Origin of the sequence: Erythrobacter crassostreae, from assembly GCF_019204045.1 — a bacterium.
Lineage (GTDB): Bacteria > Pseudomonadota > Alphaproteobacteria > Sphingomonadales > Sphingomonadaceae > Erythrobacter > Erythrobacter crassostreae.
Genome location: NZ_JAGSPC010000001.1, coordinates 1,638,917 through 1,657,533 on the forward strand (window position 1 = coordinate 1,638,917; position 18,617 = coordinate 1,657,533).

The 18,617-nt window shown below is 57.4% G+C and carries 21 protein-coding genes; 5 read left to right on the top strand and 16 right to left on the bottom strand.

The annotated features are described in order from the left end of the window. The first annotated feature begins 72 nt into the window (after positions 1-72). The gene (locus tag KCG46_RS07960; RefSeq protein ID WP_218404726.1) at positions 73-888 is read left to right on the top strand and encodes a universal stress protein; all 816 of its coding nucleotides are present in this window, start codon (positions 73-75) and stop codon (positions 886-888) included. On the opposite strand, the gene KCG46_RS07965 is transcribed toward KCG46_RS07960, so the two are convergent. Continuing rightward, positions 885-2,051, bottom strand: a complete 1,167-nt coding sequence (locus KCG46_RS07965) for a glutathionylspermidine synthase family protein (RefSeq protein WP_218404727.1) — start codon at positions 2,049-2,051, stop codon at positions 885-887. The two genes, KCG46_RS07960 and KCG46_RS07965, sit on opposite strands and share 4 nt — an antisense overlap. A gap of 105 nt (positions 2,052-2,156) precedes the next feature. Here KCG46_RS07965 and KCG46_RS07970 point away from each other — a divergent pair, with 105 nt between their 5' ends. Next, positions 2,157-2,834: a DUF1190 domain-containing protein gene (locus KCG46_RS07970; protein ID WP_218404728.1), complete on the top strand. Its 678-nt coding sequence runs from the start codon at positions 2,157-2,159 to the stop codon at positions 2,832-2,834. A 5-nt stretch (positions 2,835-2,839) separates the two neighbouring features. Here KCG46_RS07970 and KCG46_RS07975 read toward each other — a convergent pair whose 3' ends face one another. The 8 genes from KCG46_RS07975 to hisG all read right to left on the bottom strand — a co-directional run bounded on the left by KCG46_RS07975 (position 2,840) and on the right by hisG (position 11,676). Then, positions 2,840-3,760, bottom strand: coding sequence for an acyl-CoA thioesterase (locus KCG46_RS07975; RefSeq protein ID WP_218404729.1), 921 nt, complete (start codon positions 3,758-3,760; stop codon positions 2,840-2,842). A 32-nt stretch (positions 3,761-3,792) separates the two neighbouring features. Then, a complete protein-coding gene (locus KCG46_RS07980) occupies positions 3,793-4,692 on the bottom strand; it encodes a cupin-like domain-containing protein (RefSeq protein ID WP_218404730.1) in 900 nt (299 codons plus the stop codon). Continuing rightward, positions 4,689-5,855: a GNAT family N-acetyltransferase gene (locus tag KCG46_RS07985; RefSeq protein WP_255551826.1), complete on the bottom strand. Its 1,167-nt coding sequence runs from the start codon at positions 5,853-5,855 to the stop codon at positions 4,689-4,691. The genes KCG46_RS07980 and KCG46_RS07985 overlap by 4 nt, the downstream gene beginning before the upstream one ends. A gap of 181 nt (positions 5,856-6,036) precedes the next feature. After that, on the bottom strand, positions 6,037-8,142 hold the full coding sequence (locus tag KCG46_RS07990) for a sodium-translocating pyrophosphatase (protein ID WP_218404731.1): 2,106 nt from the start codon (positions 8,140-8,142) through the stop codon (positions 6,037-6,039). A gap of 192 nt (positions 8,143-8,334) precedes the next feature. Then, the gene (thiL, locus tag KCG46_RS07995) at positions 8,335-9,195 is read right to left on the bottom strand and encodes a thiamine-phosphate kinase (RefSeq protein ID WP_255551827.1); all 861 of its coding nucleotides are present in this window, start codon (positions 9,193-9,195) and stop codon (positions 8,335-8,337) included. A 38-nt stretch (positions 9,196-9,233) separates the two neighbouring features. Continuing rightward, positions 9,234-9,701, bottom strand: a complete 468-nt coding sequence (gene nusB / locus KCG46_RS08000; RefSeq protein ID WP_218404732.1) for a transcription antitermination factor NusB — start codon at positions 9,699-9,701, stop codon at positions 9,234-9,236. Further along, entirely contained in the window at positions 9,698-10,990 is a 1,293-nt protein-coding gene (gene hisD, locus KCG46_RS08005; RefSeq protein WP_218404733.1) for a histidinol dehydrogenase, read from the bottom strand. Before hisD ends, nusB begins: the two co-directional genes overlap by 4 nt. Further along, positions 10,990-11,676 (bottom strand): ATP phosphoribosyltransferase, encoded by a 687-nt coding sequence (gene hisG, locus KCG46_RS08010; RefSeq protein WP_218404734.1) that lies wholly within the window; start codon positions 11,674-11,676, stop codon positions 10,990-10,992. The genes hisD and hisG overlap by 1 nt, the downstream gene beginning before the upstream one ends. Before the next feature lie 73 nt (positions 11,677-11,749). Between hisG and KCG46_RS08015 the strand changes: the two genes are divergently transcribed. Continuing rightward, the gene (locus KCG46_RS08015; RefSeq protein ID WP_255551828.1) at positions 11,750-12,832 is read left to right on the top strand and encodes a DUF2332 domain-containing protein; all 1,083 of its coding nucleotides are present in this window, start codon (positions 11,750-11,752) and stop codon (positions 12,830-12,832) included. Here KCG46_RS08015 and KCG46_RS08020 read toward each other — a convergent pair. The 5 genes from KCG46_RS08020 to KCG46_RS08040 all read right to left on the bottom strand — a co-directional run bounded on the left by KCG46_RS08020 (position 12,829) and on the right by KCG46_RS08040 (position 15,911). Then, a complete protein-coding gene (locus KCG46_RS08020) occupies positions 12,829-13,716 on the bottom strand; it encodes an alpha/beta fold hydrolase (RefSeq protein WP_218404735.1) in 888 nt (295 codons plus the stop codon). The two genes, KCG46_RS08015 and KCG46_RS08020, sit on opposite strands and share 4 nt — an antisense overlap. Before the next feature lie 5 nt (positions 13,717-13,721). Then, complete coding sequence (locus tag KCG46_RS08025) at positions 13,722-14,534, bottom strand: SDR family NAD(P)-dependent oxidoreductase (protein ID WP_218404736.1); 813 nt, start codon at positions 14,532-14,534, stop codon at positions 13,722-13,724. A gap of 14 nt (positions 14,535-14,548) precedes the next feature. Further along, a complete protein-coding gene (locus KCG46_RS08030) occupies positions 14,549-15,115 on the bottom strand; it encodes a hypothetical protein (protein ID WP_218404737.1) in 567 nt (188 codons plus the stop codon). Positions 15,116-15,186: 71 nt separating this feature from the next. Then, positions 15,187-15,642 (bottom strand): NUDIX hydrolase, encoded by a 456-nt coding sequence (locus tag KCG46_RS08035; protein WP_218404738.1) that lies wholly within the window; start codon positions 15,640-15,642, stop codon positions 15,187-15,189. After that, positions 15,639-15,911: a BolA family protein gene (locus tag KCG46_RS08040; protein ID WP_218404739.1), complete on the bottom strand. Its 273-nt coding sequence runs from the start codon at positions 15,909-15,911 to the stop codon at positions 15,639-15,641. The genes KCG46_RS08035 and KCG46_RS08040 overlap by 4 nt, the downstream gene beginning before the upstream one ends. 70 nt (positions 15,912-15,981) lie before the next feature. On the opposite strand from KCG46_RS08040, the gene KCG46_RS08045 reads away from it, so the two are divergent. Beyond that, entirely contained in the window at positions 15,982-16,575 is a 594-nt protein-coding gene (locus KCG46_RS08045; protein WP_218404740.1) for a J domain-containing protein, read from the top strand. Here the strand turns inward: KCG46_RS08045 and KCG46_RS08050 are convergent. Continuing rightward, complete coding sequence (locus KCG46_RS08050; protein WP_218404741.1) at positions 16,572-16,925, bottom strand: DUF1428 domain-containing protein; 354 nt, start codon at positions 16,923-16,925, stop codon at positions 16,572-16,574. The genes KCG46_RS08045 and KCG46_RS08050 overlap by 4 nt on opposite strands. A 51-nt stretch (positions 16,926-16,976) precedes the next feature. Beyond that, complete coding sequence (locus tag KCG46_RS08055; RefSeq protein ID WP_218404742.1) at positions 16,977-17,816, bottom strand: oxygenase MpaB family protein; 840 nt, start codon at positions 17,814-17,816, stop codon at positions 16,977-16,979. 82 nt (positions 17,817-17,898) lie between these two features. On the opposite strand from KCG46_RS08055, the gene KCG46_RS08060 reads away from it, so the two are divergent. Continuing rightward, positions 17,899-18,576 carry a cupin domain-containing protein gene (locus KCG46_RS08060; protein WP_218404743.1) on the top strand — a complete coding sequence of 226 codons (678 nt, stop codon included), beginning with the start codon at positions 17,899-17,901 and terminating at the stop codon, positions 18,574-18,576. The last annotated feature ends 41 nt before the right edge of the window (positions 18,577-18,617 follow it).

An 18,617-nucleotide genomic window follows, 5' to 3' on the forward strand; every position in this document is an offset into this window, starting at 1 on the left:
GCAATTTGACCTTGATCAATGCGCAAGGCGGGGTGTGCGGCCATTCTTCTCCACACAACAAGGAGAAGCCCCATGAAATCGATCCTCGTTCACGCCGCTGATGATAGCGCAATGGAGTCCCGTATGCAGGTCGCACTCGACATTGCGCGGGCAACGGGCGCACACATCACATTCCTTCAATCTGTTAGCTACGAAGTCTTCGCACCCGGCGATTTTTATGGCTCGGCGATGGCTGCCGCGCTGCCCCAAATCAAACAGGCAGCCGAAGATTTTCGATCAAAGACCGAGGCTGACCTCGCCAATGAGGACGCGGTTTGGGAATGGAAATTTCTGTATGGCATGGCGGAAGCCCGTTTGCTGGAGCAATCCGCGCTGCATGATCTGATCATTGTCGGTCCGCACGACATTGGTGAAGGAGGCAAACGGCCTTCGCGTATGGCAGGAGAATTGGCGCTTAAAGCACCCGTGCCCGTGCTCGTTGTGCCTGACCAAGCGAAACGGTTCGATTTGAGCGCGCCTGTTTTGGTCGCGTGGAATGGCTCTTCAGAAGCCGGCGTTGCGCTTCGCGCTGCGGTCCCGCTGCTCAAATATGCGAGCGACGTGTTCCTTGCCTGCGTGTCGGAAGAGAAGAGCCGCGAACGCAGTGATTTCCGTCTGGATGAGGGCGCAAAATATCTCAGCCGTCACGGTGTCGAAGCGGAGATCATTGAGATACCGCGCGACAAGCAAAAGGTTGCAGACACGCTGTTTGCGGCGGCAGAAACGCGTGGTTGCTCGATGATGGTCATGGGCGCTTATGGCCATTCAAGGCTGGCGGAGCTGCTGCTGGGAGGAGTTACCCGCCGATCGCTAACTGATCCGCGCCTGCCGATATTCCTGGCGCATTAGCCCAAGATAATATGCGGCAGGAACCGCGCGAGATCGCGGGTGATCGGGCTGGCATCTTCGCGGATGGACATGCCAGCCGGGTCATCACCGACCACCCAGCTGCCTATGACCGCATGGTTCTCGCCGTGGCGCGCGATCGGGGCGTATGCCTGAATGATCGCACCTTCCTCGCCATATCCTTGCTCTGGTCCCTTATGGTGCTGTGAGCCGTCGAACAGCTCAATATCTGCGCCCTCGCGGCTGAAGAATGGCTTGGTGACATGCGCATCGTTTAGCATCGCCTTGGCCGCTTCTGTGCCTGCGACCGCGGCTGGCAACAGGTTGCGGTGGCCCTTATGCCGATCCCATAGAAGGGGTAGCATCGCCTTGTTTGATAGGATTGCCTTCCACGCCGGTTCGACGAATGTGGTGTTCGACTTTGCCACCTGCTCAGCAAATTCTTCGCGCATCATGTCTTCCCACGGATACAGCTTGAAGATCGCGCCGATTTGATAGCCTTCGGGATCGATAAACTGCCCACTCTCGTCGATACCGACATTGTCGATGCCGATAAAGCGCGGTTCCAAGCCGGCCTGGCCTGCAACATCCTCGAAATAGGCAACAGTTGCGCGGTCTTCGATATGCTCCGCAACGGCTGAAAAATGGACGAGGCTGCCAGCGGTGAACATCTGTCCGAAACGCTCGACCAATGCTTCGTGCAGACGGTTGAACTGATCGCTTTCCGCCGGAAGCTCTCCTGCGGCGATTTTGTCCTCCAACCAACGCCACTGAAAAAATGCGGTTTCGTAGACGCTGGTTGGGGTGTCAGCGTTAAATTCGAGCAGTTTTGCAGGACCGCTGCCATCATAGGCAAAATCAAACCGGCCATAGAGCGAGGCCTCGCCGCTGCGCCATGAATTGGCGATGATGTCCCACATGGATCGCGGTATCGCCAGCTTCTCCATCAGTTCCTGAGAAGCGCAGGCATCGTCGACCAGCGACAGACACATTGCATAAAGTTCGGTCGTGGGGTCTTCGATTTCCTCCTCGACCTCTTTTAGGGTGAACTGCCAACAGGCACGCTCGTCCCAATAAATTTCGCCATCTACGTGGTGGAATACAAAGCCGTTTGCCTCGGCAATCGCCTGCCAGTCAGGCCGTTCATCCATGTTTCTACGCTGCATATGTCTCTCATTTGGCAGTCGAAAAAGCGCGAGTGCAACCTTGTGATAACCATTTGCGTCTAAGCCAACACTGATAACCGCGTGGACGGGGGATATGTGATGGTAATGCCGGTAGTTTCAAAGCGTTCGAAGCGCTCTTCAAAGGTCGCTTTGACCACAATGGCCGCGATTGGCGGCGGAGCGATGCTTTCTGCGTGCGGCGGTGAGCCTGCTGCGCCTGTAGCAAATGCGATCACGAAAGACACGAACCAGACCGAAGTTCAAGTTTTTGAAAACATTTTTGCGTGCGCCAAAGAGACCGGCAAGACCCGCGAAGAATGCGATCAGATGCGTCAGGAAGCCTTGGCGAAAGCTGACGAGGAAGCTCCGCGCTTCGCGGCTTTGCAAGATTGCGAAGCCCAGTACGGCGCGGGCCAATGCGTTGAAGCTGCCGCTGGCACGGAAGAAACCCAGGGCGAGCGTCGGCATTTCTCACCGTTTGTCGTGGCGTGGTTTTCTAGCAACCGGAACGCCAGCGGTCCTTTGTTCAAGAACAAGGCGGGCGGGTATCAGTCGGCCAATGGCTCACGCGTGAGCTTCGCTGGTCAGCCGGGTAAATACACGACTTCAAACCGCGCCTTTGAGCGCCCCAAGTCTGTTCCAAAGGTGAAACCCGCTTCGCGTCTCGCGAAGAAGGGCGGCTTTGGCGGACGCAGTACCGGTTGGAACCTGTCCGATCGCGACGATGGAAAGTCGAAGCGCAGCGCAAGCAACGCCGGATCAAGCCGCAGCAAAGGCGGCTAAGACTGCTACTCCGGCTTTTTCTTGCGCTTTCGGATCATGCCTTCTTGGGCGACGCTGGCGACCAGTTCGCCTGACCGGTTGAATATCCGACCGCGATTGAACCCACGCCCGCTGCCGGACCATGGCGCGTCTGTCGCATAGAGCAGCCATTCATCGGCGCGCGCTTCGCGGTGAAACCAGATTGTGTGATCCAGACTGGCCCCGACCAACTCACCGCGCATCCATGAAAGACCATGGGGCAGGGCGCTTGTGCCCAGCAATGTGAAGTCGCTGGCATAGGTCATCACTGCGCGGTGCAAGTTGGGATTGTCGGGCAGAGGTGCGGCGGTTTTGAACCACGTGTGGGCACGCGGCTCTCGCTTCTCCGAATTCATCCAGTGTAGCCGGTCAATTGTGCGCATTTCGACAGAACGCGGGCGGAGCATTAGATTGCGCTGCGCCTCATTCAGCTTGTCACCCATCGCGGTGACCATTTGCTGCCGCATCTCCATGTCCGATTTGAGATCATCCGGTCCTGCAACGTCGGGCATCGGAGAATCGCTGTGCTCCATCCCTTCCTCGGGCGTCTGAAAACTCGCCGTGAGGTTCAAGATCGGAGTGCTCGATCCATCTTCGGCCTCTTGCATCGCGACAACCCGCCGATTGGCAAAGCTGCGCCCGTCGAAATCGCGCTGAATGCGGTATTCGATCGGAATGCCTTCTTTGCCGCCACGAAGGAAATAGGCGTGGAGCGAATGTGCAACTTTGCCGTCGGTCACGCTTGCTTGCGCAGCTTGAAGAGCCTGAGCCAACACCTGCCCGCCAAACACGCGGCCAATTCCGCCTATTTGCGGCTTGCCGATATAGATGTCTTCGGCGCTATTTTCGATAGTCAGCAGGCTAACGAGGCCATCGACCAGCTTTTCGGGGGTAGGATTGTCGTGCATGCCATTGCCCATGCGGGGCAGGCAAACAGAGGTCAAGATTTCGCGTTCAGACCGATCTTGCGAAGCGCACGGTATGCATATGCCTTTGCCTTGTTATTGGCAGGCCAGCGGGCCGTTGCCTGCGGCGTCAGGCCCCGTTTGCGCATCAAGTGATTGAAGGCACGCGCATCGCTTTCGCGGTAGCTCCATTCTGACCGCCAAGTGATTGAAAGCGAGATTGAACTGTCAGGCCCGTTCTGAACGTAATGCGGAGCCATAACTGGCACATATACGGCATCACCTGGACCAAGTGCGAAGGGCAGCCCCTGTTCGCGAAATCCCTCTTGCCAGGAAAGTTCACGTGGGCCGCCGGTGTGGTAGCTTTCATGAGTGGTATCAGGTGCAAAGCGCGGATTGCCAGCCGGAAACTGGGTCATCACTTTGCTGCCGCTGACTTGAAGCAGAATGTTGTGCTCGGGATCAAAGTGATACGGGGTTACGGCGCTGGGGCTTGAAATGAATACATATGCCTGCGGCGTGAGCATGCGGCCGGTCGCAGCTTCAATCTCGGATTGAACATCGCCCAACAGATCGATCAGCAATCCGTTATATGCAGGCACTTGCTCTACATTCTTCAGAACCGCCCAACTGTTCGCATCGTGCACGCTGCGAATTGTTTCGCCGATTGATAGGCCTGTGGCCCCGGGTTTATCGTCGATCCCAATGGGTAAATCGCCGCGATTATACTCGACGCTTTCTTCGGAAAGCCGCTCTGCCAGATCGGCAAGCGCCTCAATTTCGAGCAATGGGTGCCGGTCGAGCCCGTGGCGCAGCAAATGCGGTGTTTCCGGATAGCACTGTGCAAAGCGCGCCTTGGCGTCAGAATTGAACATTCCAAGCGATGCTGACTTGGGTGATTGCCAATCGGTCTCCGGACCATGCGGGGCGTTCATGACGAGGGTTTCCTGCGGGTTTCGAACGCCATCATCTGGCGAAAGGCAGCACGGCGAAGCGGACCGCCAATGGCTATGTTTCGACTGACTAGTTGGCGTCGCTCCGTCCACAACCTGTCAATCATCGGGTGGCCTTCGGCTGCGCAGCTATCAGTCCATTTGATTTTGGGGTGGTCTAAGCTTGAAAGGTTATCGATCTGCAATTGCAGGCCCGGCGAATTGGCTGCGTAACGTTCATTAAAGGCAGTCTTAAAACTGTATGCACCGGGGGCTGTGACAAAGCTTGCGAGCATTGCTACCGGGCTCCGGTCAAGGTGCAACGTCAGCCGCTCCAACTTGCCTGCCTGTGCTGCTCCTTGCAGAGCGCATTTGAAGAAGTCGCCCGTCGCAGAATCATCGGAGAGCGCGGATCCTGCTGCGCCTTTCCATCCCGCAGCTTCCAGCGCGAGAAATTGGTCGGTCCATCTGGCCAAATCCGTCTCGTCGCTCAGTCGCTCGACGGTCAGATCGCCTTCATCAGCGAGGCGGCGGCGCTGGCGGCGCAGCTCTTTGCGGTGTTTCTTGCTAAGCGCATTTGCCAAGTAATCTTCACATGACAAGTCTGATGCGAGCATGGCGCGTTCACGGCGCAGCACGACCGCATTAAATCGCTCGGAACCGGCCAAGACCGCCTCTAGCGCGCGGTCAAGAACGCCGCCTTGTTCGAGCAACGGCAAGTGTAGAAAGAGCGCGCGCCCTGCGCTCTTATCCATATGTTCCAACGTCGCTTCCCAAAAGGCGTGTTCGCAGCCCGACGCCACAAGAGGCGCGCCGTAGAACGCGTTGTCATGGAGCCAACACGCGATGTGTGGTACGGGATAGCCATAATATCTGATTGATCGATTGATCGGCAGAACACCCGTCAGCGTATCGCGGGTGTAGTGCGCGATCACCGCAATAGAGCTGTTCTGGCCTGCAAATGCACTCAGCGAAGGAAGAAGGAACCAGGGCTCGAAGAAAGGGTTCGGCTCGCTCGCTTGCGCAGCCAGTCTTTCCCAATCGGCAATGAATTGCGGGTTGCTGACCTGATCAATGTCCAGAAGTCGCAAAGAGCCGCGCCGATCAACTGTGTGATCGGCGGCTTTCGCAGTCCTTTGCAGATCAGGCGCGTTCGCCAGGTCCATTACCATACTCGTTTCGCGGCGCACGGCACTGCACGCCAGCAATTCCTATGCCACAGGGCAGTAAAGAAACCTTTTGCGGCAAAGCACGTGTCCGAATTCTGGACGGAATGCAGGCAAAAAATAACCCCGCCGAAATTGCTCCCGGCGGGGTCGGATTTTTCAGTTTTGAACTGAGATCAGATCAATGTCCGGCAAGAGCCGCGAGCAGAAGCAGCGCGACGATGTTGGTGATCTTGATCATCGGGTTCACAGCCGGACCTGCGGTATCCTTGTAAGGATCGCCAACAGTGTCGCCTGTCACAGCAGCTTTATGAGCTTCGGAACCCTTACCGCCGTGATTGCCGTCTTCGATGTACTTCTTCGCATTGTCCCATGCGCCACCACCGGCGGTCATGGAAATTGCAACGAACAGACCGCCTACGATCACACCCAGAAGCAGAGCGCCCAATGCGGCGAACGCCTCATTCTGGCCTGCGATCAGGTAGATTACGAAATAGGTCACAATCGGAGCAAGCACCGGAAGCAGCGAAGGAACGATCATTTCTTTAATCGCAGCCTTGGTGACAAGGTCCACCGTCCGGGCGTAGTCAGGCTTTTCGGAGTAATCCATGATGCCCGGCTTTTCTTTGAACTGCTCGCGCACGTCCTTCACCACATCACCAGCGGCGCGGCCAACAGCGGTCATGCCCATCGCTCCGAAGAGATAAGGCAAGAGCGCACCGAGCAGCAGACCAACAATCACATACGGGTTCTCAAGGCCGAAATCGACGTTTGCATCCGGGAAGTAGCGACGAAGGTCAGCGGTGTAAGCGGCGAACAACACGAGCGCAGCCAGAGCAGCCGAACCAATGGCATAGCCCTTGGTCACGGCCTTCGTGGTGTTACCAACTGCGTCGAGCAGGTCGGTTTTCTCACGCACACTTTCATCAAGGCCTGCCATTTCGGCAATTCCGCCAGCGTTATCCGTAACCGGACCATACGCATCGAGCGCCACAACCATTCCGGCCAAAGCCAGCATTGCTGTCGCACCGAACGCTAGACCGATCAGGCCGGCGAGCTGGTACGCACCGATGATCGCTGCGATGATGACGATGGTCGGCAGTGCCGTCGATTCCAGACTGATCGCGAGACCCTGGATCACATTGGTGCCGTGGCCCGTTTCTGAAGCTTTGGCGATTGACCGCACCGGGCGATAGTTTGTGCCGGTGTAGTATTCGGTGATCCAGATGATGATGCCGGTCAGCGCAAGGCCGATCAGCGAGCAATAGAACAGATCGCGGCCATGGAATTCAATTCCACTTGGACCCGCGCCCAGCACCGTGCTCATATCACCCAGAGCATATTGCGTAGCGAGGTAGATCAACGGAATTGCCAGAACGGCAGTTACGATGAAGCCTTTGTACATTGCACCCATGACATTGGTGCCATTGCCTAAACGCACGAAGTACGTGCCGATGATCGAGGTCACGATACACGCGCCGCCGATGAGAAGCGGCAAAGCCATCATCGGAAGCAGCAGGTCGCCCAGCACTTCTGAGAAAAGCAGCGCCGTCAAAACCATGGTCGCGCCAACGGTCACAACATAAGTTTCGAACAAGTCAGCGGCCATACCAGCGCAGTCGCCCACGTTGTCGCCTACGTTATCGGCGATCGTCGCAGGGTTGCGGGGGTCATCTTCTGGGATAGAGGCTTCGACCTTGCCAACAAGATCAGCGCCAACGTCGGCCGCCTTGGTGAAAATACCGCCGCCAAGACGCGCAAAGATCGAAATCAGCGACGCGCCAAAGGCAAGACCGACGAGGCCAAAGATGACTTCGTTATCGTTTGGAGCAAGTTCCATTGGCCCGACCAGGACGTAGAAAAACACTGCGATTGCAAGGAGGGCTAAACCCGCCACAAGCATGCCGGTGATCGCACCTGCGCGAAACGCAATGGTGAGACCTTGTTGCAGCCCTTCTTCAGCAGCAGCCGCCGTCCGCACGTTGGAGCGAACCGAGATGTTCATCCCGATATAGCCTGCAACGCCCGAAAGGACTGCGCCAATGACAAAGCCCACAGCCGGGATCATGCCCAGCGCGACACCAACGATGATCGCGGCGACAACGCCAACGATCGCAATCGCGGTGTATTGACGGTTGAGGTAAGCTTGAGCGCCTTCTTGAATGGCGCCTGCAATCTCTTGCATTTTTTCGTTACCAGCGCTGGCACCCAGCACTTGGCGGCTGGTGACGATGCCATAAACAATGGCGAGCAAACCAAGCCCGATTGATATAAGAATTAGGTCCACGAATAATCCCCTCTCGTGACGCGGAAATGTATGGGAACTGCGCCAGTTTAAAGATCCCGCTTTATTATTATGCGGCGCAAGAGCGCACAGTCATACGGGCTTGCTTCTGTGTGACAAGACTCAAACGCCTGGGATTGCGGCGATTGCAGCCGGTTTCACCAGTTTTGAGCGTTCGTGAAGCGTCAGAAGCGCCTAACTGTGCTGATAGCCGAGTCCTTCGGCGTCAGCCATCGCCTCACCGTCGAGGTACAGTGGCGCAGACCCGCGCGGCTCGACAGTTCCGATCATCGTCGCCGGAAATGGCAACTGGGTTCCTTGAGGTAGGGTGAAGAGCAGCTCGTAATCATCACCCCAGCGCATGCATTCCCCGCGCCGGTCGGGTTGGGCAACAGGCACCGCGCTGCTTTCAACCGAGATGGAAAGTTCGCTGGCCCGCGCCATGCGGTGAATGTCGAGCAAGAGCCCGTCCGATACGTCCATCATCGCGCCCACGTGGGGGGCAAGCTGCTTGCCGGCATCAATCTGCGGCCTGGGGCGGTTGAAGGCCTCCAAATATTCCTTGTCACCTTCAAAGCCAAGCATCGCACGTCCGATGGTCCCAGTTACGAACACTCCGTGCCCGATCCGCGCCGCGTCGCGTGATGGAACTGGTTTGCATGTCGCGCGGCCAATCGCCGTCATGGAATAGGTGCTGGCCCCGGTCGTTGCGACCGTATCACCTCCCAGAAGCGGGACATCATAGGCGGTCAGCACTTGGCGTAAGCCTTCGATAAATTGGCGATCATTGCCGCCCAGCGCATGGCCGAACAGGACACCGATCGGCTCCGCGCCTTTTGAAGCAAGATCGGACAAATTTATAGCGACGAGTTTCCAAGCGACATCGGCAAGATCGGCTTCAGGGCGGAAATGGGTGCCCTCCGCCATTGAATCGTGATTGAAGATGAGCGTTTCATCGCCGATCTCGATCAGCCCGCAATCATCCTTTAGACCGCGCGCTCCTTTATGAAGGGGCAATGTTCTCAGCGCAGCGAGAAACTCATGTTCGGTCATCATGGCATCTGCGATACCACGCCAACGCTATGCTTGCGAAGTCAGGTTCGCACTTCTTTTGCCACAGCGTCCAGAATTCCGTTCACAAACTTCGCCTCGCGGTGATCGAAGAATGCTTTGGCGACATCGACATACTCGCTGATCACGGTCGCGGTGGGCACATCAGCGCGGGCGAGCAATTCATATGCCCCGCCGCGCAAGACCTGAACCATCGTCTTGTCGAGGCGCGCAATTGTCCAACCATCGGCCAGTTTTGCTAGCAAAACGCCGTCAATCTCCTCGCGGCGTGCATCGACACCGCGAACAATATCATCAAAGAATTCGGTCTCTGCATCGGCAAAAACCTCACCTTCGTGATCTTCATCGTCAACTTCACGGCCCAAACGGTGTTGGTGAAACTCGTTGAGCAGTTTGGAAAGCGCGGTGCCCTCCATATGAAGCTGATAGAGTGCTTGCACGGCGGCAAGGCGTGCTGTCGAGCGGGCTTGAGAACGGGCAGGCGTGTTCATTTGCGGCGAAGCTCCACCGATTTGGCGTGGGCAGGAAGGCCCTCTGCATGGGCAAGAGTGGCCGCAGCGGGACCGATCTTGGCGAAGGAAGCCTCATCAAGTCCGAGGAAGCTGGTGCGTTTCATAAAGTCGAGTACCGACAGCCCGCTGGAAAAGCGTGCGCGGCGTCCAGTGGGAAGCACGTGATTTGGCCCAGCGACATAATCGCCGACGGCTTCCGGTGTCATGCGGCCAAGGAAAATACTGCCCGCGTGACGGATGCTCTGCAGCATGGGTTCGGGATCGTCCAGCGCCAGTTCTACATGCTCCGCGGCGAGGCGATTGGCCAATGGCGGTGCTTCGCTTTCCAGGTCATTCACCACAATGATCGCGCCATGCGCATCCCAGCTCGCTTTCGCCACTTTGCCGGTCGAAAGCTGGCTCAGTTGAACAGCGACGCTATCCTCCACCAAGGCGGCAAAGCCAGCATCATCGGTGATCAGGATTGATTGCGAGGTCGGATCATGTTCGGCTTGAGAAAGCAGGTCAGCGGCGATCCAATCGGGATCACTCTTACCGTCGGAAATGACGAGAATTTCGGACGGTCCGGCTACCATATCGATGCCGACGACACCGTAAAGCTGACGCTTTGCTTCCGCGACATAGGCGTTTCCGGGACCGGTTATTACGTCCACCGGCTTGATCTTCTCTGTTCCGTAAGCAAGCGCGCCCAAAGCGTGCGCTCCGCCAACGCGCCAGATTTCATCGACACCAGCGACATGCGCCGCGGCGAGCACCAGCGGGTTGGAATTGCCCTTTGGCGTCGGGGTGACAACGACTGTGCGCTCGACGCCAGCCACCTTGGCAGGGATGGCATTCATCAGCAGCGAAGAGGGGTAGGCCGCGCGTCCGCCAGGAACATACAGTCCGGCTGCATCCACTGGGCGCCAGATCGCGCCGAGTCTTACACCGGCATCGTCGGTATAGTCGCGGTCTGTTGGAAGCTGTGCTTCGTGATATGCGCGAATGCGCGTTGCAGCGAGATCGAGAGCTTCGCGCAGCTCGGCGTCCAGTTCCGCATATGCCTGGGCGTAGCGTTCGCGAGGTATGACCCAATCGCTGTCGTCGATTAGCGAATAGCCGTCAAAACGCTGGCTATATTCAACCAGCGCGGCATCACCGCGATTTTTGACGGCGCTCAGGATGTCGGAGACTTGTCCCGCAACATCGCTGTCGGCTTCTCGGCGCGCGTTGACGAGGCGGCGAAAGCGCTTTTCGAAGTCGGGATCGAGTGAGCTAAGCGTTTGCATCAGTCAGACTGCCCTGCGCGAGCTTCTGCGTCGTTGCGGAATGCGGCAACCAATTCGGCAACGCGTGGGTCTTTCTTAAGAGCCGCACGGTTGACGATCAGGCGTGCGGAGATGTCGATGATCTTGCCTGTCTCAACCAGACCGTTCTGTTTCAGAGTCGCACCGGTAGACACAAGATCGACAATCTGCCGCGCAAGGCCCAGCACGGGAGCGAGTTCCATGGCGCCATTCAATTTGACGCATTCGGCCTGAACGCCCTGCTTTTCAAAATGACGACGGGTCAGGTTGGGATATTTGGTCGCGACACGCAGGTGGCTCGCGCCTGTGCGATCATCGGTATCATCGGCCAGCCGCGCAACGGAAAGGCGGCAGTGCTGAATGTCGAGGTCTACTGGTGCATAAAGATCGGCGTAGTCAAACTCTTCAACTACGTCAGAACCGACAATGCCGATTTGCGCCGCACCGTGCGCGACGAATGTCGCCACGTCGAACGCACGAACACGTATCAACCGCATGTCCTCGCGGGTCGTCTCGAATGAAAGAGCGCGGTTGGACTTGTCGTGAAAGCTTTCATGAGGCACCACGCCCGCACGCGCCATCACTGGCAGCGCTTCGTCGAGAATGCGTCCCTTGGGTACAGCGAATGTAAGCTGCCCGAATGTATCAGTGGCTTGATCGGTGGTCATCAGGCGCGGGACTTAGGGATTGCGCCCGCAAAGGGCAACACAATCGAGACCGTCAAAGGCAAGGAATTCGCACATGAGCAAGACAGGGATCATGGCTATCGAGGAATTCAACGAAGCGCTCGATTGGCAAGCGACCCATGCCGATGAGAACAATGCTCCGTGTACCGCGCGAATAGTCAGAGCGCTTGCAAAGGTTCGCGATAGTGACACGGCCACGGGCCGGAGGATCGCCAATTGGGAAGGGTTGACGCTGAAAGACGCTATGCCGCTGCGCATGGCGGGCGGTCTCCATCATCTGCTTTTGTCCGGTCAGGACGACAGGCTGGCGCGGGTTTACAGCGGCCAGATAACCGATCAGGGCCTGATCGATGCGCTGGTTTGCGAATTGGTCGAGACGTACGACACACAGCTGCTCCCGTGGTTGGATGGCCCGCCGCAAACTAATGAAGCCGGGCGCGCTGCCAGTATTATGGGCGGCCTTCTCTGGGTTGCTCAGCGAGCCATACCCAAGCTTGAGTTGTTCGAGCTGGGAGCGAGTGCCGGTGTGCTGACGATGCTGGAACGATACCGGTTCCATCTGGGTGAAACCGCGGTCGGGCCTCTTGGGTCGCCGATGCAAATTGAGCCTGCTTGGCGCGGGGAGGGCGCTCCGCCAGCGCCTCCGGAGAATTTCCAGATTCTTTCTGTGCGCGGTTGTGATGTCGGGCCGATTGATCTGGCCGATCCGGATAGCGCGCTGCGCTTAAAAAGCTACGTCTGGCCTGATGCTCCGGGAAGGATGGCGCGGATCGATGCGGCTATCGCACTCGCGAGCGCCAAGCCGCCCGAACTGGTGAAACAGGATGCGGGAGAATTCGTCACCGCGATGCTTGCCGAGCCGCAAACCGAAGGCGTCACGCGGGTCATGTTTCATTCGATCATGTGGCAATATATGCCTGCGAGCACGCAGGAAGCGATTACAGCCGAATTCGAGGCCGCAGGAGCGGAGGCGACTGAAGAACGTCCGCTCGCCTGGGTGTCGCTTGAAACCGATCCGGCGACTTTCAGGCATGAGCTTAAAGTGCGGCTATGGAATGGCTCGGCCGAAGACGGCACCACACACCTGCTCAGCCATGCCCATCCGCACGGCGCTTGGGTTGAATGGCTGGATGGTTAGCTGGCCAGAAAATCGTCCATCGCTGCATTGAACTCGGCTGGGGCCTCCCAAGTTACAAAGTGGCTGCAATCCGGCACTTTCACTATCGTCAGCGGGTTGATGATTTCCTCCATCCCATCGAGGTTTTCGGGAGGTAATGCGAGGTCATCCATCGCCCAGATCACCAATGTCGGGATGGTAAGATCTGGAAGCGTCGGCGGACTATACCCGTCTGGCAAAGCATAAGGCGCATCCACTGGCGGCACGTGCATCTGACTGGCGCGGTAGTAGTTGATCATACCAAAACAGGCGTCACGGTCTTCCCAGTCCTGTAACAGCCGACCGCGCTCTTGTGGCTCCATTTTGCTCGGCTGATCCCAGCTGGCTTCCTTGGCCATCAAACCGGCGATTCCTTTGTCACGGATGAGCTGATCACTGGCCGGATCGCGGAATGCGCGAATATACTGACTCGCCTCACGTTGACCTTTGTGGGTGTAGAGCAGGTTCTGAAAGATCGCAGGGTGCGGCGCATTCGCGATGATGGCGCGCTCAACCCGCATGTGTTGACCGCCCAACGCCACGCCCCAAGCAATCGCTCCGCCCCAATCGTGGCCCACGATGGTGAACGTTGCGATGCCGAGCGCATCGGCCAGCAGGAATATGTCACCGATCAGTTTGTCGGGCGTGTAGGCCTCGACCTCTTGCGGTTTGGATGATCCGCGATAGCCGCGTTGATCGGGCGCAATGCAGCGATACTGCTTGGAGAAATGCGCGATTTGGTGGCGCCATGTCCGATGGCTTTCCGGAAAGCCGTGCAGGAAAATGAGGGCAGGAGCATCAACTGGCCCTTCATCAACCACATCCAGTTCGATCCCGTTCGCCAGCACAACACGCTTTTGCTCCATCGCAATCACACGCTGTCTTCCATCTTCTCCATATATCCATTCGCGACCATGGCGGCGACTTGATCGAACAAAGCATCGGGCGTGCGGCGCATTTCGCCCATGCCCTCTTCCATGCCTTGCGCGACGATAATCTCGCGTGTGCCCGCGGCCATTTCGTCGAGCATTTTCTTGGCCGCGTCCGCCGCCGGAATGCCTTCGTCGATCACTTTGTCGCTTACGCCGCGCTTTGAACCGTCAGCCACCATGGCATTGCGAGCAACATCTGTGGCGACAGATCCGGGATAGATCACATGGACGTTCACGCCGGTCTGGCTAAGTTCTCCGCGAAGCGCGTCGCCATATCCGGCGAGGCCGAACTTGACCGCGCTATAAGCGGTTCGCATCGGCACGCCGACTTTGCCCGCGATGGAGGAGATGAAGGCGAGAGCGCCCGAGCCGCGCTTGGTCATGTGACCTATCAAGCCTTGGCTAAATGCGATTTGCGATGTGAGGTCGATATCGATGATATCGCGGTAAACCTGCATGTCAGTTTTGAGAGCGCGGCTGCGCTGAGACACACCGGCGTTGGCAAACGCGACATCAATGCCGCCTTTCCAGGCAATTGCTTTGGCGGTCGCATCGGCAAGTGCGGCATCGTCGCGAACGTCGAAGGGCAGGATGAGTGCCTCACCGCAATCCGCGGCAACGTCGGCAAGGCGAGCTTCATCACGGCCAGAGAGAACGATATGCGCACCTCGCGAGGCCGCATCGCGGGCCAGTGCCGCGCCAATGCCTGATGATGCGCCAGTGATCCAAATGACTTTTCCAGTATAATCCATATCGGCTCCGCTTGTTATTTTTTGGGCTTTCTCACTGGCGATGCTGAAGGCAGGCTGCCGTCGGAAAACCACACAGAAGTGCTCGAGGCGAATGCGCGTACTGTGCTCAACTCAATGACAAGGCCGGTGTCGCGTTCCCAGCGATAATAGGCTGCCGAGGGGTTACCCTCTTTTTTGGTCGGCCGACCATATTTCTCGGTCAGGGTTTTTACCGATTCACGAAAGTATGCGTTTGCCAGAAGTGTTCTCTCGCTCATCGAGAGCTTCTTGGACCGGACCATTTCAGTGACGTCGGCGTGAACCCGGACCATCACAAGCTTGTCGTCTTTGAAGTGATAGCATTGCTGCATTTCCATGCCGCTGATCGAGTAGTTCCAGCGAACCAGTTCGCAAGTAGTGCCATGGACGTATGGTTTTTCGCCGACTGGCGGCTTGGGTATGCTGGACAGAGCTTTAAGCTCTTCAACCGTCGCGCCAGCGCGCGCACCTCCGTATAGCAAAGGCTCTCGATCAGCCGCAATTGCGGTGCTGCTTGAAGACCATACAGCCAATGCGCACAGAGTTTTGAAAAGAGAACTCAAATGTCTTCTCCTTGCTCGATATCTCGCCCCGAAATGGAGCCATTGAAAGCGCGGCGCAAGTGAATTCTAGGTCAGTCTGTAGCTGCGGTTTCTATGATCTTGCCGAGCGTTTCTGGAAAGACGGCCTCATGCCAATTGGCTAGCTCATCCAGTGTGAACCAGCGGTGCTGCGTCATCACCTTTTGTTCAAGCTCCGTTTGGCCAGCGGTGTCGATTTCGGCACTGTCGGCATGGACGATAAAGTACCGCTCGTCCGCTTGAACGGGCTCGCCTTCGACGGTGATGAATTCCGGAGTGGTTCGCGCGACTTGTTGGCCGGTATCGGCGTCGATGCCCGTTTCTTCCATCAATTCGCGCCGCGCTGCATCTTCGAAACTCTCGCCCGTCTCGCATTCGCCGCCAGCAGTCACCCAAAATGGCGGCCGATCCGGCACATCAAATCGGAACATAAGCGCGCGTTTCAGTGGGTCGAGCACGATAACCCGCGCTGATCTTCGCAACCGCTTGTTCGGTTTAAGCGCGGTCATGCGGCAGGCGCGCTGGCCTTGATAGCGACAGCGTGAACCCGCTGTCCGACAATATCACCCAGTGCCGCAATCACCGCGCGCTGGCGAGCAAGGCGGTTCATTTCTGCAAAGGTGGGCGCTTCGATCACGATGGTGAAGTGGCTCTCACCAGAACCGTCATCGCCAGAATGGCCCGAATGCTGTGCGCTGTCGTTGATAATCTCAAGCGCGGTCGGAGTGAAAGCCTCGGTCAAAAGCTGCTGCATTTCCTGCGTAACGGTTCCGCTCATTTCGGCTTGTCCTTTTTGCAATAATGATTGGCTTGGAATTTGGGGTCAAAGACACCATTCTCAAGCCCCTATGCCTTCTGCAAAGTTTCATGGCCGCCACGAAGACGCGGATCGGGTGTGTGAACACCCCACTTGCCGCGAGGCGGGTGAGTTTCGCGCGCCGGGCTATCAACCCAACGGTTTTGACGGGCCGGGAACGTGGCGTTGGTTCTGCCTTGAGCATGTGCGCGAGTTCAACGCGGGCTATGATTGGTTCGAAGGGATGAGCGCGGATGAAATTCTGTCTGCGCAATCACCAGCCAGCGGCTGGCGCACAGAAAGCGCGGCGTTTTCTCCGAAAGCAGCGGTCGATGGTGTGCCGCGCTGGGCGGATTATACTGATCCGCTGGAGGCGATTTCCGCACGAGCAGGCGGCATCCGCAGCCGTGCCGAGCGTGAAGCAAAGATGGCGATGAGCGGACGGTTCTCGAAAGACGAAGCGGCGGCGCTCGAAACGATGGGCCTTGGCAGCGACACGGACAGGCAGCGTTTGCGGCGGCGCTATTCGGAACTCGTCCGTCGCTATCACCCAGACCGCAACGGCGGCGACAGGCAGTACGAAACGCGCCTGAACCGTGTTGTAGAGGCGTATCAGTTACTCAGGAAAAGCACCATTATCGCCTAGCGGCTGTGAAAGATATTCTCGAAACTGCCGAAGATCATGCGCCCGCCATCGAACGGCATTTCTGATGGCATTTCCTGCATGCGCGGATCCTGTATCATCTTTTCATGCGCGGCATCGTGGGTCGCTTTGTCAGGCCACACAATCCATGAAAACACGATCTTTTCGTCATCCTCGGCTTTGACAGCTCTGCGAAAATCGGTCTGCTCGCCGTCTTTCACATCTTCTTCCCAATTCTCCGCAACCTCGATTGCGCCGAATTCGCGAAACATGTCGCCCATCCAACGCGCCATTTCGAGGTAGTCGGCTTTCTTGCCTTCCGGCACGGCCAGAACAGCTCCCATTACATGCATGTTCTCTCTCCCTTGATTGGTATCATACCACGGAGGTCGAGGCGCAGCACATCAATTCTGTTTGAAGGCCCAGCGGAGTGTGCGGCCCACGCCCCAAGTCGCCGCGCGAGCGGGCAGGGCAGTGAGGACCGGCTTTTGCAGCTTGAGCATCCCGCGCGCCCAATCAGGCAGCATCGCGACGGATTCCGCCCCAATCACTTTTTGCAATGCAGGCGGCGTTCCTTTCGGTCGTTGGCTTAAAACCAATTGTGCAATCTCGCGTGCTTCAGCTGAAGGCTGCAAATCACCGCGCAGTTCTCGGAAGATCGCGTCGGCCTCGCTGCGTGTCTCGGGTACGGGATCAGCACCCAACAAGCGGGCGATCACGGCAAACTGGCGGTAATACTCGTCCTGCTCTGCTCCCGACATATCGGGCCGCACGTGGCGAAGGTAACCTGCCAAAAAACTCTGCGCTTCTGCAACATGCACCCAAGCAAGCGTGCGCGGATTGTTGGCGATGTAGGGCGTGCCATCGGGCAAGGTGCCGCCAACCTTTGCGTGAATGCGGTTCACCCGATCAATCGCTTTCATCGCATCATCGCGGTCCCCGAAAGATGTTACCGCAATGAACTTTGCCGTGCGTTGCAAGCGGCCATGCATGTCTTCTCGAAAGTTGGAATGGTCGAGCACGCCTTGCAAGGCGTGCGGGTGCAGCATTTGCAGCATCAGACTGCGAATCCCGCCAGTCATCATTCCGACCAGATCGGCATGCACCATTCTGATCGGGGTATCCCGCTCGAACAGGGCATTGTCGGACGGTGGGGTCGGCTTCTGTCCCTTTGAGGCATCGTTGAAAACACCGCGCACTTGCTCAACGAGGCGAAGGCGCAGAGATTCGATCGGGTCAGCCATTTTGCCAACGTAGTCACTGTGATCGGGAAATTCGAGATTGATGTCTCTTAATTTTCCTGCGTGATCCACCCATATCGATTGAATGGAAATCAATGCGCGATTCGACGAGCCTGTGCTCACTCACACCGATCAGATTGATTGGGTCCCTTCGCCGATGGCAGGCGTAGACCGCCGCATGCTGGACCGCATCGGCGATGAAGTCGCTCGGGCGACGTCGATTGTGCGATATGCCAAAGGCAGTTCCTTCCCCGAGCATACGCATTCGGGCGGTGAGGAGTTCATCGTTCTGGAAGGCGTGTTTCAGGATGAGCACGGCGATTATCCGGCGGGCACGTATATCCGCAATCCTGTCGGCACGCACCACGTGCCCGGTTCAGAACCGGGGTGCACAATCTTCGTCAATCTCTGGCAATTCGATCCGGCGGATCAGGAGCAGATGTCGGTTGATCTAAACTCCCTCAAAGTTGAGCCTGATCCCAACCGTCCCGGCGTCTCAACGGCGGCAATTGCCGAGCGCGATTACGAAAAAGTGTCATTGGAAGTTTGGGAAGCAAACACCGAAGTTGTGCTCACCGATACGGGCGGTTTCGAATTGTTGATTCTGGACGGAACGTTGAGACATAAAGATGCAGAATATGCGCGCCACGATTGGATTCGTTGGCCCGCCGGCAAGGAGGCGAAATTTACCTCTGGCGGCCAAGGCGCGCGGGTCTGGATCAAGCGCGGCCACCTCACAAACATCACCGCACCGGTAAAATAAGTCGCAAAAACGCACTGACTTGCAAATTTAGCAGCGGTGAC